Raw genomic sequence first — 13816 nt, 5'->3', positions numbered from 1 at the left:
CGGTGAAAAATCTTGAAATTTTCTACCGCTCTTTGTATTAGAGTAATTTAGTTGTTGGATTATTTCACCAACCCACCGCTGGCTTGGAGATCTGCGTGGTAAGAAGAACGCACGAAAGGCCCGCAGGCGGCGTGTTCAAAGCCCATTTCGTTGGCTTTATCACGGAACTCATCAAATTCTTCAGGCGGAACATAGCGCGCGACTGGTAAATGATGACGGCTTGGTTGCAAATATTGCCCCAGTGTAAGCATTGTTACGCCGTTGGCGCGTAAATCTTGCATCACTTGTAAGATTTCTTCGTTGGTTTCGCCTAAGCCCACCATTAAGCCTGATTTGGTTGGAATATCAGGGAACATTGCTTTGAATTCACGCAATAATTTGAGCGACCATTCATAATCTGCCCCTGGCCGAATATCACGATACAAGCGTGGCACATTTTCCAAATTGTGGTTGAACACATCTGGTGGATTATCTTTTAATTTTTCTAGCGCTTGTTCGATGCGTCCACGGAAATCAGGCACAAGGATTTCAATTTTTATCCCCGGATTAAGCGCGCGGATTTCTTTCACACATTCCGCGAAGTGGCCTGCACCACGGTCAGGCAGATCATCGCGATCCACCGACGTGATCACCACATAACGTAATCTCATATCCTGAATAGTTTCGGCTAATTTGCGAGGCTCATCAGGATCAGGCGGTAAAGGCTTGCCGTGTGCCACATCACAGAATGGACAACGACGGGTACAGATCGCCCCTAAAATCATAAAGGTTGCCGTGCCGTGGTTAAAACATTCGTGCAGGTTAGGGCAAGAGGCTTCTTCACACACAGAATGCAAGCCGTGGCGGCGCATTCCATTTTTGATGCTATCAATTTTTGCTGAATTGGCTGGCAGTTTGATTTTTCATCCACTCAGGCTTTTTCAATAAAGGCTGGTTGGGATCGATATTTTTTACTGGGATAATGGAAGTTTTTGCGGCATCACGATATTTTACGCCACGTTCCATTTTAAAAGGCGTTGCCATTAACGCTCCTATTTTTGTTAAGAATTTGTTACGGAATTATACCCCAATAATTGGGTGAAGTGTGTAACTAATTTGGGCGAAACCTTGTCTGGCTGTGCTTCTTCTTGCGGGATAAAATCTGCCATTTGACACATTTCAAGCCCGGCATAACCACAGGGGTTAATGTATAAGAAAGGCGTAAGATCCATATTGATATTTAGTGCTAAACCGTGGAAAGAACAGCCTTTGCGAATGCGTAAACCGAGCGAGCAGATTTTTTTGCCGTCCACATACACCCCTGGTGCATCGGCTTTGGGATAGCCTTCAATGCCGTAATCTGCCAGCGTTTGTACCACCGATTGTTCAAGGGCGGTAACCAGCTGGCGTACATTGAGATCTTTGCCTTGCGCTTTCAGGCGTTTAATGTCGATCAACACATACATAACTTGCTGACCCAATCCGTGATAGGTGATTTGTCCGCCACGATCTGACTGCACAACAGGGATCGCGCTTTGTTGCAATAAATGTTCAGGCTTGCCCGCTGAGCCTTGGGTGAACACCGCAGGGTGCTGAACGAGCCAGATTTCATCTTGGGTATTTTCATCACGATTATCAGTAAATTGCTGCATTTTATGCCAAATTTCTTGATAATCTTGCACGCCAAGTTGGCGGATAATAATGGATTGGGTCATCGCCTTTACCTTATTGTTTATGCAGATTAAAGCACCATTCTTACGCCGTTAATTTTGGCAAGTTCGCTATAAAGGGTTTCCACTTGCTCAATATTTTCAGCCACAATATCCACTGAAATGGATTTGTATGTGCCTTTTCCGCTGACATTTTCACGCGGATTATAATCACCTTTGGCATATTTTTGTACCACAGCGATCACATCATCGGCTAAATCAGGTCGGTTAGCTCCCACCACTTTAAAGGTGAAATCACAAGGGAATTCAAGAAGATCTTTAAGTTGCTTTTGTGGAATATCTTCAAGTTTTACGACTTTTTCTTGTTCTGCCATTTTTTGTCCTCAAATTTGTTAAAAATTTAGACCGCACTTTGTTTAGTGCGGCCATTTGAGCTTTAGATTGGGAAGATTTTACCAATTTCAAGTTTAGCTGAATAAACTTTTTACAGTTAGCACTAACCAATCCCAGATTTTGCCGAAGAAACCGCCTTCTTCAACATTGTTCATTACTTGTAAATCTACTTTAGCAATGTCTTTACCATCAAGCTGATAGGTGATTTTGCCCACCACTTGGCCTTTCGCCAATGGCGCTTCAAGGTATTTTTTGTCTAAATCATAACGGGCTTTCACTTCCGCTTGGCGACCTTTTGGCAAGGTGATAAATTGATCTTGCAACACGCCAAGTTGCACTTTGCTGTTATCGCCATAATAAACGCTTTGTTCAGAAACGGTTTTGTTGGCTTCTAAGGCTTTGAAGGTTTCAAAGTTAGCAAATCCCCATTGCAATAATTTTTTGCTTTCAATTTCACGGCCTTTGTAAGTTGGTACGCCCATCACCACCGAAATTAAACGCATATTGCCGTTGCCCAATGCAGAAGCTACAAGGTTGTAGCCGGCTTTGTCGGTATGCCCTGTTTTCATACCATCAACTTTCAGGGTTTTATCCCACAACAAGCCATTGCGGTTTGGTTGGCGAATTTTGTTGAAAGTGAATTCTTTTTCCGCATAGATTTTATATTCTTCAGGTAAATCACGAATGATATGTGCACCAATTAATGCCATATCACGGGCGGAAGAATATTGATTTTCATCATCTAAGCCGTGTACGGTGGTGAAATGGGTATTTTTTAGACCAAACTGCTCCACATATTTATTCATTGCATTGATGAAATTTTGTGTTGAGCCTGAAACGTGTTCCGCCATTGCCACGCAAGCATCATTGCCCGATACCACAATGATCCCGCGATTAAGATCGGCAACGGAAACCTGTTGGTTTAAATTTAGGAACATTTTTGATGAACCTGGGAAGTTTTTACCCCACGCACTTTCGCCAATGGTCACCATATCCGTATCGTGGATTTTGCCTTGTTTTAACGCATCGCCCACTACATAGCTTGTCATCATTTTTGTGAGTGAAGCTGGGTATTGGCGTTGATCAGGGTTAAATGCTGCTAACACCGCACCAGAATTGTAATCCATTAAAATATAGGTTTGCGCATTCAGTTGTGGTGCGGCAATGCCATATTGAATATCTTCTGCCATTACAGAATGGCTTGCGCATAATGTAGCAGTGATAAGGGCAAATTTGGTTTTTTTAAGCATATGTTTAAACATAATTTATTACGTCCTAAATAGAGTTAAATTTATTTGTGACTATAAATAATCACTGGCTTAGTGCCATTTAATTTATGAAGTTTGGCTTTAAATTGTTGTGCTTCACGTTTAGTTTTAAATGGCCCAAAGGAAATACTGTGAGATTTTTTATTTGAGTCAATTTTTGTTTTGACTTTTAAGCGTTTGGCTTGTTTCACCATTTGTATTGCTTGTTTGTAGGTTAAGTTTAGCATTTTTACTTTATAACCTGAAAAATCGGTGTCAGAAAGCACCGCACTTTGTTTTGCGGATAGATCCAAACGCTTTGCTGCTTCTGGTGTTTTCGCCATTTTAGCAAGGCTGTGCGTTCCCGCGCCGAGAATTTTCCCTTTATGATTAACGTGCAGCGCCTCAACGCGAACTTGTCCAACACCACGATGAATAATCCCCAGTTCTTTTGCGGCAACAAGGGAAAGATCGATAATTCTTCCTTTTATAAAAGGCCCACGATCGTTGATTTTTACGATCACTTTTCTACCGTTGTGTAAATTGGTGACCAAGGCGTAAGAATTTAATGGCAGAGTTTTGTGTGCTGCCGTATAGCGATTAGGATCATAATATTCGCCATTGGAGGTTTTACGCCCTGAAAATTTTTGGTGGTAGTAACTTCCTCCCCCTGTTTTGGCGTAGTGCTTAGCCGTACTCGGGTGCTTGGTGGTGTAACTGACGCCATTGACCACATAGGTGTGGGTCTTATCAGACATTTTTTGGTGCACCAGTTTAGGGCCTTTCACCCCATATAATTTTTGCGTTTCAGCATTGCTATTCACACTTGCTAGTGTGAGTAGAAATGCCAAACTCAGCTTAATTATTTGTGTTAATTTCATTTCGATTATTCACTTTAGTTAAAATTTTGTTGGAATGTTAAGAACAATAAATTCTTAGTTAGTTCCCCTAAAGAAATGTTCTTTATGGCTATGAATGGACATAATCAAGCCAAAACCTGCCATTAATGTAACAAAAGACGTCCCACCATAGCTCATTAATGGGAGTGGCACGCCCACCACAGGCAAAATGCCGCTCACCATGCCAATATTCACAAAAACATAAACAAAGAAGATCAGCGTTAATGCCCCAACAAGGGTACGACCGAAAGCATTTTGTGCTTCAACGCCAATCACCAAACCTCTTGCCACAATAAATAAATAAAGGCACATCAAAACGGCGAAACCAACCATTCCGTGTTCTTCACTTAATACGGCAAAGATAAAATCGGTATGGGGTTCAGGCAAAAATTCTAGCTGAGATTGTGTGCCTTGCATCCAACCTTTGCCCCAAATACCACCCGAACCAATGGCAATTTTTGATTGCAAAATATGATAACCTGCCCCAAGGGGATCTTTTTCTGGATCAAGTAAGGTTAGCACCCTTGTGCGTTGATAATCGTGCATTAGGTAAAACCACATTATAGGGATAAAACCAGCTAGCCCAATCACCGCAATTAAAATCAGCCACCAGCTCATTCCAGCCAGAAAAACAACGAAAATTCCAGACGCACTTACCAGAATTGATGTGCCTAAATCAGGCTGAATGGCAACCAATAGGGTAGGCACAATAATAATAAAGAGTGCGATAAAGGTGTGTTTTAAGGTGGGAGGAAGCGGACGTTTGCCTAAATACACCGCCACCATTAATGGCACGGCCAGTTTGACGATTTCCGAAGGCTGAAAACGAAATAAGCCGAGATCTAACCAACGCTGTGCGCCTTTACTGGTTGTTCCCACCAAATCCACTAGAATCAGCAATACTATGCCCACACCAAATAAATAAGGGGCAATGCCCTGATAAAAACGCGGGGAAAGTTGTGCCATAACAAACATCACCACAAAGCCAAGGGTAACTTGAATGATACGGTTGCGGAACATCACTTCATTGCCACCAGAAGCGCTATATAGCACGAATAATCCATAGGCGGAAATCATTACAAGACCAAGAAATAGCCAGAAATCAATGTGTAAACGCTGCCACAAGCCGAGCCAGATTTTCCTTTTACTCATTATTCTGTTTCCTCTTGTTGGGGTTGAGCTTCGTTCTGTTTATTTTCCATTTGGTTTACTTGTGGAAGCCGTTGATTAAGATAATAATCCATAATTTTTCTTACCACGGGGCCGGCGTTGCTACCGCCACCGCCTGCATTTTCTAAAATGATAGAAACCACAATTTTCGGGTCTTCATAAGGGGCATAGCCGATAAACCACGCGTGATCGTGTAATTCTTTGCTCAGTGATTTGGCGTTATAGGTTTGGTTTTCTTTTAAGCTGAAAACCTGTGCTGTGCCTGATTTTCCTGCAACGTGATAGTTCGTGCCAGCAAAGGCTTTACGCCCTGTCCCATTGCTCGCATTAATTACGTTATACATACCGCGTTTGGCTTGCGCCCAATAGCTATCATTGGCTTTAATATCGGGATATAAAAAAGGATCTTGGTAAGGTTCAAAGAAAGAGCCTTCCACCCCTTTCATTAAGTGCGGTGTATTTACCTTGCCATTATTAATTAAGATAGCTAAGGCCTTTGCCACTTGCAATGGCGTTGCTGTCCAATAGCCTTGCCCAATGCCCACGGAAATGGTATCACCCTGTAGCCAAGGTTTTTTATAGCGTTTTTGTTTCCACTCGCGCGAAGGCATAATTGCTGAGGTTTCTTCCCGAATATCTAAACCTGTTGGCAGACCAAAACCAAAGGCTTTCATCCAACCAGAAAGTTTATCAATCCCCATATTGTAAGCGAGCTGATAAAAGTAGGTATCGGAAGATTCGGTAATCGCTTTATTGAGATCTGTATAGCCGTGGCCTGATTTTTTCCAGTCACGGAAACGTTTGGTGCTATTTGGCAACATCCAATAGCCCGGATCAAACACCGTTGTGCTTGGCGTGATCAAGGCTTCTTGCAAACCAGCTACCGCAATAAACGGTTTTACCGTAGAAGCTGGCGGATAAGCCCCTTGCGTAACACGGCTATAAAGCGGACGCTCAGGATCTTCAAGCAGGCGTTTGTAATCTTTACCTGAAATGCCATCAACGAAAAGGTTATTATCATAACTTGGCGTTGAAACCATCGCTAAAATGCTGCTGTCTTTTGGATCTAGCACCACCACCGCGCCTTTATGTCCCGCTAACAGATCAGTGATATAACGTTGCAATTCTAAATCAATGGTGAGATGAATGCTTTTACCCGCTACTGCAGGCTGTTCGCGCAATTTACGGATCACCTTACCACGGTTGTTAATTTCTACTTCTTCAAAGCCCACTTCACCGTGTAATTGTTCTTCGTAATAGCGTTCAATACCGAGCTTGCCGATATTGTGCGAGCCAGCATAATTGGCGTATTTGTCTTCTTTTTCAGGCGTTCCACTCTTTATCATTAATTTTCCACATAACCTAAAATATGGGTGAGCGGTTCGCCGTACAAATAATGACGTTTAAAATAAGGTTTAACGGATAAACTCGGGAATTGATGCTGATTTACCGCAAAACGTGCGATCTGTTCTTCGGTGAGATCAGGCTTGAGTAAAATAGACGTATAGCGCGAAGAACGGCGGCGTTCTTTCTTAAAATTCGCAATATCGTCTTCATTTAAACCCACCATTTGCTTGAGCTGTTCAAAAGTGCGGTCTAAATTTTCCACTTTTTCTGGCACGATATATAAGCCAAAAAAGGTGAGATTTTCGGCAAGCAATTTGCCATAGCGATCGTAAATCAAACCGCGTGTTGGTGGCAGCGGCAATAATTTGATACGGTTACCGTTAGAACGGGTTTGATAAGTGTCATAATTGACGATTTGCAGATGATATAAATTGGTGAGCAAAATTGCAGACAGCCCAAGCACGCCTAAAAAAGACACTAAGGCGCGGCGAATAAACAGGTTACGCTCCGCTTTTTTATCGCGGATCGGCTCCATTGTTGGCTGAGAAAGCAATTTCTTTAAATCCATTGATTACTCTCGATGATAAGGGTGATTGGTAGTAATCGACCAAGCACGATACAAACTCTCTGCCACCACCACGCGCACTAAAGGGTGGGGTAAGGTTAAAGGGGAAAGCGACCAGCTTTGTTCGGCGGCAGCTTTACATTCTGGCGATAAACCTTCAGGCCCGCCGATGAGCAAACATAAATCCCGTCCATCATTTTTCCACCCCTCTAGCTGTTGTGCCAGTTGTTCGGTTGTCCAAGGTTTACCGGGAATGTCTAAGGTAACAATCTTATTGCGCCCACAAGCCGCCAGCATTGTTTTGCCTTCTTGATCCAAAATGCGTTTAATATCTGCATTTTTGCCACGTTTTCCCGCGGGAATTTCGATTAGCTCAAAAGGCATATCCTTTGGGAAACGGCGTTGATATTCTTCAAAGCCTGTGGTTACCCAAGCAGGCATTTTTGTGCCTACCGCAATTAATTGGATTTTCATTTAGCCCCAAAGTTTCTCTAATTGATACATTTCACGGCTGTCTGCTTGCATAATATGCACCATCGCTTGCCCGAAATCGACCACCACCCAATCTGCAGTGGCTTTGCCCTCTTCACCAAAAGATTCAAAACCTGCTTGTTTGCTTTCATCAATCAGTTTTTGCGCCAAAGAACTAATATGGCGGCTTGATGTGCCTGTGCAAATAATCATATTGTCCGTTACGCTTGATTTGCCTTGCACATCTAAATGCAAAATATCAACGGCTTTTAAATCGTCTAATTTGTTAATTAAAAAATCTACTAATGTTGTCATACGAAATATTATCGCTCATTAAATTTGTGTGTTAAAAATCCGTCAATTCTATCACGAGATAAAACAGAAATAATAGAAAAAAAAAATCACCGCACTTTTCTTGTTTATGCTTTGTTTATAAAAGTGCGGTGGAATTTTGGCGATTTTTGAGATTAATAACACTTTTTAAAATTGCGTTTATTATTTTGATAGTGGCTTTGCCCAGTGCGTTTGCGGTAAGGTTTTGGCAAATCACTGAGTAGCGCTTGCGGATCATATTGGCTCACTGGAATGGAGTGGCCAATATATTCTTCAATGGCAGGTAAATTCATTGCATATTCTTCACAAGCAAAACTAATGGAAACGCCACTTTCGCCTGCGCGCCCTGTACGTCCAATGCGATGCACATAATCTTCGCGATCATCAGGCAAATCATAGTTGAAAACGTGCGTAACATCAGGAATATGTAAGCCACGCGCAGCAACATCAGTCGCCACTAAAATATCCAATTGACCTGAGGTAAATTGTTGCAACAAAGCAAGGCGTTTTTTCTGCGCAACATCACCAGTTAGCAAGCCAACACGGTGTCCATCAGCGGCTAAATAGCCCCAAATTTCTTCACAGCGATGTTTGGTGTTGGCGAAAATAATGCAACGCTCTGGCCATTCTTCTTCCAACAACGTCATTAATAACGCCATTTTGTCTTGGTTAGACGGATAAAACAGTTCTTCTTTAATGCGGTGGCCTGTTTTTTGCAGTGGCTCAACTTCCACATATTCAGGATCATTCATATCTTCAAAGGCAAGCTCACGCACTTTATAAGAAAGGGTAGCGGAAAAGAGCATTGTTAAGCGTTCAGCAGGGGGCGGACATTTTCTCAGTAAGTAGCGAATATCCTTGATAAAACCCAGATCGAACATTCGATCTGCTTCATCTAGCACCACCACTTCAATATCCGTTAAGCGAATAATGCCTTGTTTGACGTAATCAATCACGCGTCCTGTTGTACCAATTAAAATATCAATGCCTTGCTCAATCACTTTAAGCTGTTTATCGTAGCCATCGCCCCCATAAGCTAGTCCCATTTTTAGCCCTGTGGCTTGTGAGAGCGCCGCGCCATCATTGCTAATTTGCACGGCAAGCTCGCGCGTGGGCGCTAAAATTAACGCACGCGGTTGCGTGGCATTATGCTGCGAATTTTCGCTTAATAAATGATGAAAGGTGGCGGTGAGAAAGGCCATTGTTTTGCCTGTGCCTGTTTGCGCTTGCCCTGCTACATCACGCCCTGCAAGGGTGATAGGCAAAGAAAGGGCTTGGATTGGCGTGCAGTATTCAAAACCGTTTTTTTCTAAACACTGTAATACGCTTGGATTTAGTGGTAAATCAGCAAAACGTTGCTGAGTTAAATGATCATTTTGCATAGTTATCTGACTATTTTCGATTTTATGAGAAAAAATTGTGCTAAGCATAGCACGAAGGACAGAAATCCCCAAAAATTCTTCTTTTCTCTCTTCTTTGTCTGTAAAAAAGAGAATAAATAAAGGGTGGTTGAAAATGTAGCATTTATTGTTCTTTTTATTGCTTTTTAGCTTGTTTTGTATCAAGAATAAATTACCCCGTTATGCTTAGAAAAGGCAAATTATCTAGGCTTTTGATAACTCTTAAGGGTTATTTTTATGCAACAAAAATAACTCAAAAAGGTTATTTATAATAAAAACATTGATCAAACGCAAAAAATAGCAAAATAGCGCTGAAAGATGAGAATGAATTTGTTATTTTTAAGCGTGAAAAACTTTCTCTTAATTCATTATCACCTTGTTTTTAATGAGAAAAATTATCATTTTTACAACATGTAATGAACGTGCATTTTGCGAATGTGGGATATCCCTTGATCAACTTTTAATGGAGTAATTATCGTGAACATTTTCAGAAAAACGCTAGCTTCTCTGGCAATGGCTGGATTAACTTTAGCGGCGGCATCGTCTGCTATGGCGGTAGATAATAGTGCGGTGGAAAAACGTGCCCCTACCCGTGAAGAACTGGCAAAACCGAATCCTGATTTGAAAATTGAAACTATCAGTGAAAAATTTGCGGAAAAATACCCAAAACAATATCAAGGTTGGGCGGATACGGCAAAATCTTCTGAAATTGTTTACGCTGATGAAGTTGATCCAAGATTAATCGTTCTATGGGGCGGTTATGCGTTCTCAAAAGAATATAACAAACCGCGTGGTCACTTTTATACTGTAACTGACGTGCGCAATATTTTGCGTACAGGTGCGCCGTTTGATGCTAACAGCGGCCCACAACCAATGGCGTGTTGGACGTGTAAAGGCCCAGATGTGCCACGTTTAATTGCTGAATGGGGTGAAGAAGAATACTTCAACGGCAAATGGGCAAAAGGTGGGGCTGAAGTGGTAAATTCTATCGGCTGTGCTGACTGCCACGACACCACATCAAAAGATTTTGCAGAAGGTAAACCTGCTTTACGCATCGCTCGTCCGCACGTTTTACGCGCCTTAGATGCGATCGGAAAAGACTTCGCACATTTAGACAAAACAGACAAACGTGGCGCAATTTGTGCTAACTGCCACGTTGAATATTACTTTGATAAAAATGGTAAACAATGTGGTATTCCCTTGGATGAAAGGGGTAGATGTGGATAGTATGGAACAATACTATGACAATATCGAATTCTACGATTGGATTCACTCTATCTCTAAAACACCAATGTTAAAAGCACAGCACCCAGACTATGAAACTTGGTTGCAAGGCACACACGGTAAAAATGGTGTAACCTGTGTGGATTGCCATATGCCAAAAGTACAAGGGGCTGATGGTAAAGTTTACACAGACCACAAAATTGGTAATCCGCTTGATTCTTTTGAAAACACCTGTGCAAACTGCCACGATCAAAGCAAAGAAACTTTAACCAAAGTGGTGGCAGGTCATAAAAAAGACATCAAAGACGTGATGATTAAACTTGAAGACCAAATCGTGAAAGCGCACTTTGAAGCGAAAGCGGCTTGGGACGCAGGTGCAACAGAAGAAGAAATGAAACCAGCATTACAAGCTATCCGTCACGCACAATGGCGTTGGGATTATTCTGCTGCGGGCCACGGTGGCCATATTCACGCACCAGATATTATCTTAAAAACCATTGCAACAGGCTTAGATCGTATTGCTGACGCGCGTACTAAATTAGCCATTATTCTCACCAAACACGGTGTGAAACAGCCAATCAATTACCCAGATATTTCAACAGCTGAAAATGCGTGGAAAGCAATGGGCATTGATATTGAAAAAGAACGTGCAGCGAAAGCGAAATTCCTCAAAGAAGTTGTTCCACAATGGAATAAAGAAGCGTTAGAAAAAGGCTTAATGGAGAAAGCTCCACCAGCAAAATAAGCCAAAAAGTAACCGCACTTTATTAAGTGCCGACTTAGGAAGAAACCTTAAAGTGGGAAGAAAACTAAAGTGCGGTCTATTTTGAACGAAAATTTGAGGTAATAAGAAATGAACGTTGTATTAAAGAAAATGGTAAAGCTTACCGCCTTATTAGGGGCGATGATCTTGGCTTTGCCTGCACAAGCTAATACAGAAAACACTGAATTAAGCTATCAACCTACGTTAGAAAATCAGCGTAACCCCAATGAATACTGTGCGAAATGCCATAAATTAGAAGCCACTGATGAACAATCGGGCGGTGATTTACATTTTGGTAAATTCCACGGTACGCACTTATCCAAAACCAATCCAAGCACAGGCAAGCCGATTACTTGTGTGAGCTGCCACGGTAATATCTCTGAAAATCACCGCCGTGGTGCAAAAGATGTAATGCGTTTTGAAAGTGATATTTTCTCTGACAAAAACCAATGTTCTCTGTGCAAGAGCAAAATCAAGTTTGCTTCTCTTGTCACCGTCCTGAAAAATTACGCGAGAAACTTTGGGCGCACGATGTTCACGCAATAAAATTGCCTTGTGCTGCGTGCCATACCTTGCACCCAGAAAAAGACGCAATGAAAGGCATTGAGAAAAACAACGTGTTAAACTTTGCGTGGATTGTCACGGAGAACAACAAAAACGCAAAGCCTTAAAAGATCTTGACCCGACCAGCGAACAAAAGGATAACAAATGACAACTTGCTCACGCCGTAATTTTGTTTCTGGAATGGGTGCTTTGATCCTAATGACAGGAACAACAATTAAGTCAGTAGCACAAGATAAGGCAGAAGAAAAGCCAATTCGTTATGCAATGTTGCACGATGAAACCGCTTGTATTGGTTGTACCGCTTGTATGGACGCGTGCCGTGAAACCAACCAAGTGCCAGAAGGCGTTTCACGTTTAGAAATTATTCGTAGCGAACCTTATGGCGAATTTCCTGACGTGAAATATGAGTTTTTCCGTCATTCGTGCCAGCATTGTACCAATGCACCTTGTGTTGCTGTGTGTCCAACAGGGGCTTCATATATTGATGCCTCCACTGGTATTGTTGATGTGCATAAAGATTTGTGCGTAGGCTGCCAATACTGTATTGCCGTATGCCCATATCGCGTGCGCTTTATCCACCCAGTGTATAAATCTGCCGATAAATGTAACTTCTGTCGCGATACGAATTTGGCAAAAGGTAAACAGCCAGCTTGTGTAGAGGCTTGCCCAACCAAAGCCCTAACCTTTGGGGATACCAACGATCCGCAAAGTGAAATTTCTTTGAAACTGAAAGAAAAACAAACCTATCGTACAAAAGTTGAATTAGGTACAGATCCAAATCTTTACCACGTTCCAGCTAGAGCAGGGGAGATCAGACGATGAACAGTCCATTTCATTTCCCATCTTTAGTATGGGACGGGCCGATTGCGATTTATCTCTTTTTATTAGGGATTTCCGCAGGGGCGACAATGCTTGCGGTATTGTTAAAACGTGCAGGATTGGCAGGGGAACGCCCGGAAGAAAACAATATCTTAAAGGTTAATGCCTTGCTCGCACCGATTAGCATTACCATTGGCTTATTGCTATTGATTTTCCACTTAACCAAACCTTGGACATTCTGGTATTTGATGTTTAATTATCATCACACCTCCATTATGTCCGCAGGGGTGATGTTGTTCCAAGTGTATATGTTGTTCTTGGTATTATGGTTGGCGATTATCTTCAAATCACTGGTGTTGAGCCTTGTGAAGCGTTTTGTGCCGAAACTTGCAAATTTTGCAGAGAAAATCATTGATATTGCTGCTAAGTTTACCAATGCTATTGAGATCATTACTTTATTGCTCAGCGTGGCGTTAGGGGCATATACAGGGTTCTTACTTTCTGCATTAGTGAGCTATCCAATGCTAAATAACCCTGTCTTACCAGTGTTATTCTTGGCATCAGGTACGTCATCGGGCATTGCGGCATTGATTTTCTTCACCATTTTATGCACCAAAGAAAGCACTCATTCCAAAGGCTTGGCGTTCTTGCATAAATTTGAACAGCCAGTGGTATTGATTGAAGCCTTCTTATTGTTCGCTTTCTTCTTTGGTTTATACCTTGGTGGCGGACAAAAAACCGTGGCATTTCACACCGCACTTTCTGGTGGCTTCTGGGCGAATGTCTTCTGGATCGGCGTGGTAGGCATTGGGATTGTGTTACCCCTCTTACTCAACGCTATTGCCGGTGAGAAACTCAAACACCAAAAAGGCTTTATGCTGATTGTGGCAGGATTGGGCTTAATCGGCGTACTTTGCTTGCGTTACTTTATTTTATACGCAGGGCAAATGACTTTAGCCTAACAAAAATCCA

10 protein-coding genes and 4 pseudogenes are annotated in these 13816 nt (G+C 42.1%); 4 read left to right on the top strand and 10 right to left on the bottom strand.

Translation table 11 applies throughout. The annotated features are described in order from the left end of the window. Nucleotides 1-59: 59 nt before the first annotated feature. From lipA to rhlB, 10 genes and pseudogenes are all read right to left on the bottom strand, one after another. A pseudogene (gene lipA, locus C3Z13_RS09445) lies at nucleotides 60-1023 on the bottom strand (lipoyl synthase). A 17-nt stretch (nucleotides 1024-1040) separates the two neighbouring features. Then, complete coding sequence (gene lipB / locus C3Z13_RS09440) at nucleotides 1041-1694, bottom strand: lipoyl(octanoyl) transferase LipB (RefSeq protein WP_103853967.1); 654 nt, start codon at nucleotides 1692-1694, stop codon at nucleotides 1041-1043. 26 nt (nucleotides 1695-1720) lie between these two features. Beyond that, nucleotides 1721-2023: a DUF493 family protein YbeD gene (gene ybeD / locus C3Z13_RS09435; RefSeq protein WP_103855752.1), complete on the bottom strand. Its 303-nt coding sequence runs from the start codon at nucleotides 2021-2023 to the stop codon at nucleotides 1721-1723. A gap of 93 nt (nucleotides 2024-2116) precedes the next feature. Further along, entirely contained in the window at nucleotides 2117-3304 is a 1188-nt protein-coding gene (locus C3Z13_RS09430; protein WP_103855751.1) for a serine hydrolase, read from the bottom strand. A gap of 29 nt (nucleotides 3305-3333) precedes the next feature. Then, entirely contained in the window at nucleotides 3334-4170 is an 837-nt protein-coding gene (locus C3Z13_RS09425) for a septal ring lytic transglycosylase RlpA family protein (RefSeq protein WP_103855750.1), read from the bottom strand. Between the two features lie 54 nt (nucleotides 4171-4224). Next, a complete protein-coding gene (gene rodA, locus C3Z13_RS09420) occupies nucleotides 4225-5340 on the bottom strand; it encodes a rod shape-determining protein RodA (RefSeq protein WP_103855749.1) in 1116 nt (371 codons plus the stop codon). Next, nucleotides 5340-7273, bottom strand: a pseudogene (mrdA, locus tag C3Z13_RS09415) (penicillin-binding protein 2). Before mrdA ends, rodA begins: the two are co-directional and overlap by 1 nt. A gap of 3 nt (nucleotides 7274-7276) precedes the next feature. Beyond that, nucleotides 7277-7744, bottom strand: coding sequence for a 23S rRNA (pseudouridine(1915)-N(3))-methyltransferase RlmH (gene rlmH, locus C3Z13_RS09410; protein WP_103855748.1), 468 nt, complete (start codon nucleotides 7742-7744; stop codon nucleotides 7277-7279). Further along, nucleotides 7745-8056 carry a ribosome silencing factor gene (rsfS, locus tag C3Z13_RS09405; RefSeq protein WP_103853974.1) on the bottom strand — a complete coding sequence of 104 codons (312 nt, stop codon included), beginning with the start codon at nucleotides 8054-8056 and terminating at the stop codon, nucleotides 7745-7747. It lies immediately after the preceding gene. Nucleotides 8057-8208: 152 nt separating this feature from the next. Further along, a complete protein-coding gene (gene rhlB, locus C3Z13_RS09400; protein ID WP_103855747.1) occupies nucleotides 8209-9456 on the bottom strand; it encodes an ATP-dependent RNA helicase RhlB in 1248 nt (415 codons plus the stop codon). Between the two features lie 495 nt (nucleotides 9457-9951). On the opposite strand from rhlB, the pseudogene nrfA reads away from it, so the two are divergent. The 4 genes and pseudogenes from nrfA to nrfD all read left to right on the top strand — a co-directional run bounded on the left by nrfA (nucleotide 9952) and on the right by nrfD (nucleotide 13806). Then, a pseudogene (nrfA, locus tag C3Z13_RS09395) lies at nucleotides 9952-11443 on the top strand (ammonia-forming nitrite reductase cytochrome c552 subunit). A gap of 108 nt (nucleotides 11444-11551) precedes the next feature. Further along, nucleotides 11552-12173: pseudogene (gene nrfB, locus C3Z13_RS09390) on the top strand (cytochrome c nitrite reductase pentaheme subunit). Beyond that, nucleotides 12170-12847: a cytochrome c nitrite reductase Fe-S protein gene (nrfC, locus tag C3Z13_RS09385; protein WP_103855746.1), complete on the top strand. Its 678-nt coding sequence runs from the start codon at nucleotides 12170-12172 to the stop codon at nucleotides 12845-12847. Before nrfB ends, nrfC begins: the two are co-directional and overlap by 4 nt. Continuing rightward, on the top strand, nucleotides 12844-13806 hold the full coding sequence (gene nrfD / locus C3Z13_RS09380; RefSeq protein WP_103855745.1) for a cytochrome c nitrite reductase subunit NrfD: 963 nt from the start codon (nucleotides 12844-12846) through the stop codon (nucleotides 13804-13806). The genes nrfC and nrfD overlap by 4 nt, the downstream gene beginning before the upstream one ends. The last annotated feature ends 10 nt before the right edge of the window (nucleotides 13807-13816 follow it).

The organism is Avibacterium endocarditidis (assembly GCF_002921145.1).
In the GTDB taxonomy this organism is placed as follows: Bacteria; Pseudomonadota; Gammaproteobacteria; order Enterobacterales; family Pasteurellaceae; genus Avibacterium; species Avibacterium endocarditidis.
This window is presented reverse-complemented; position numbering and strand designations above follow the sequence as displayed.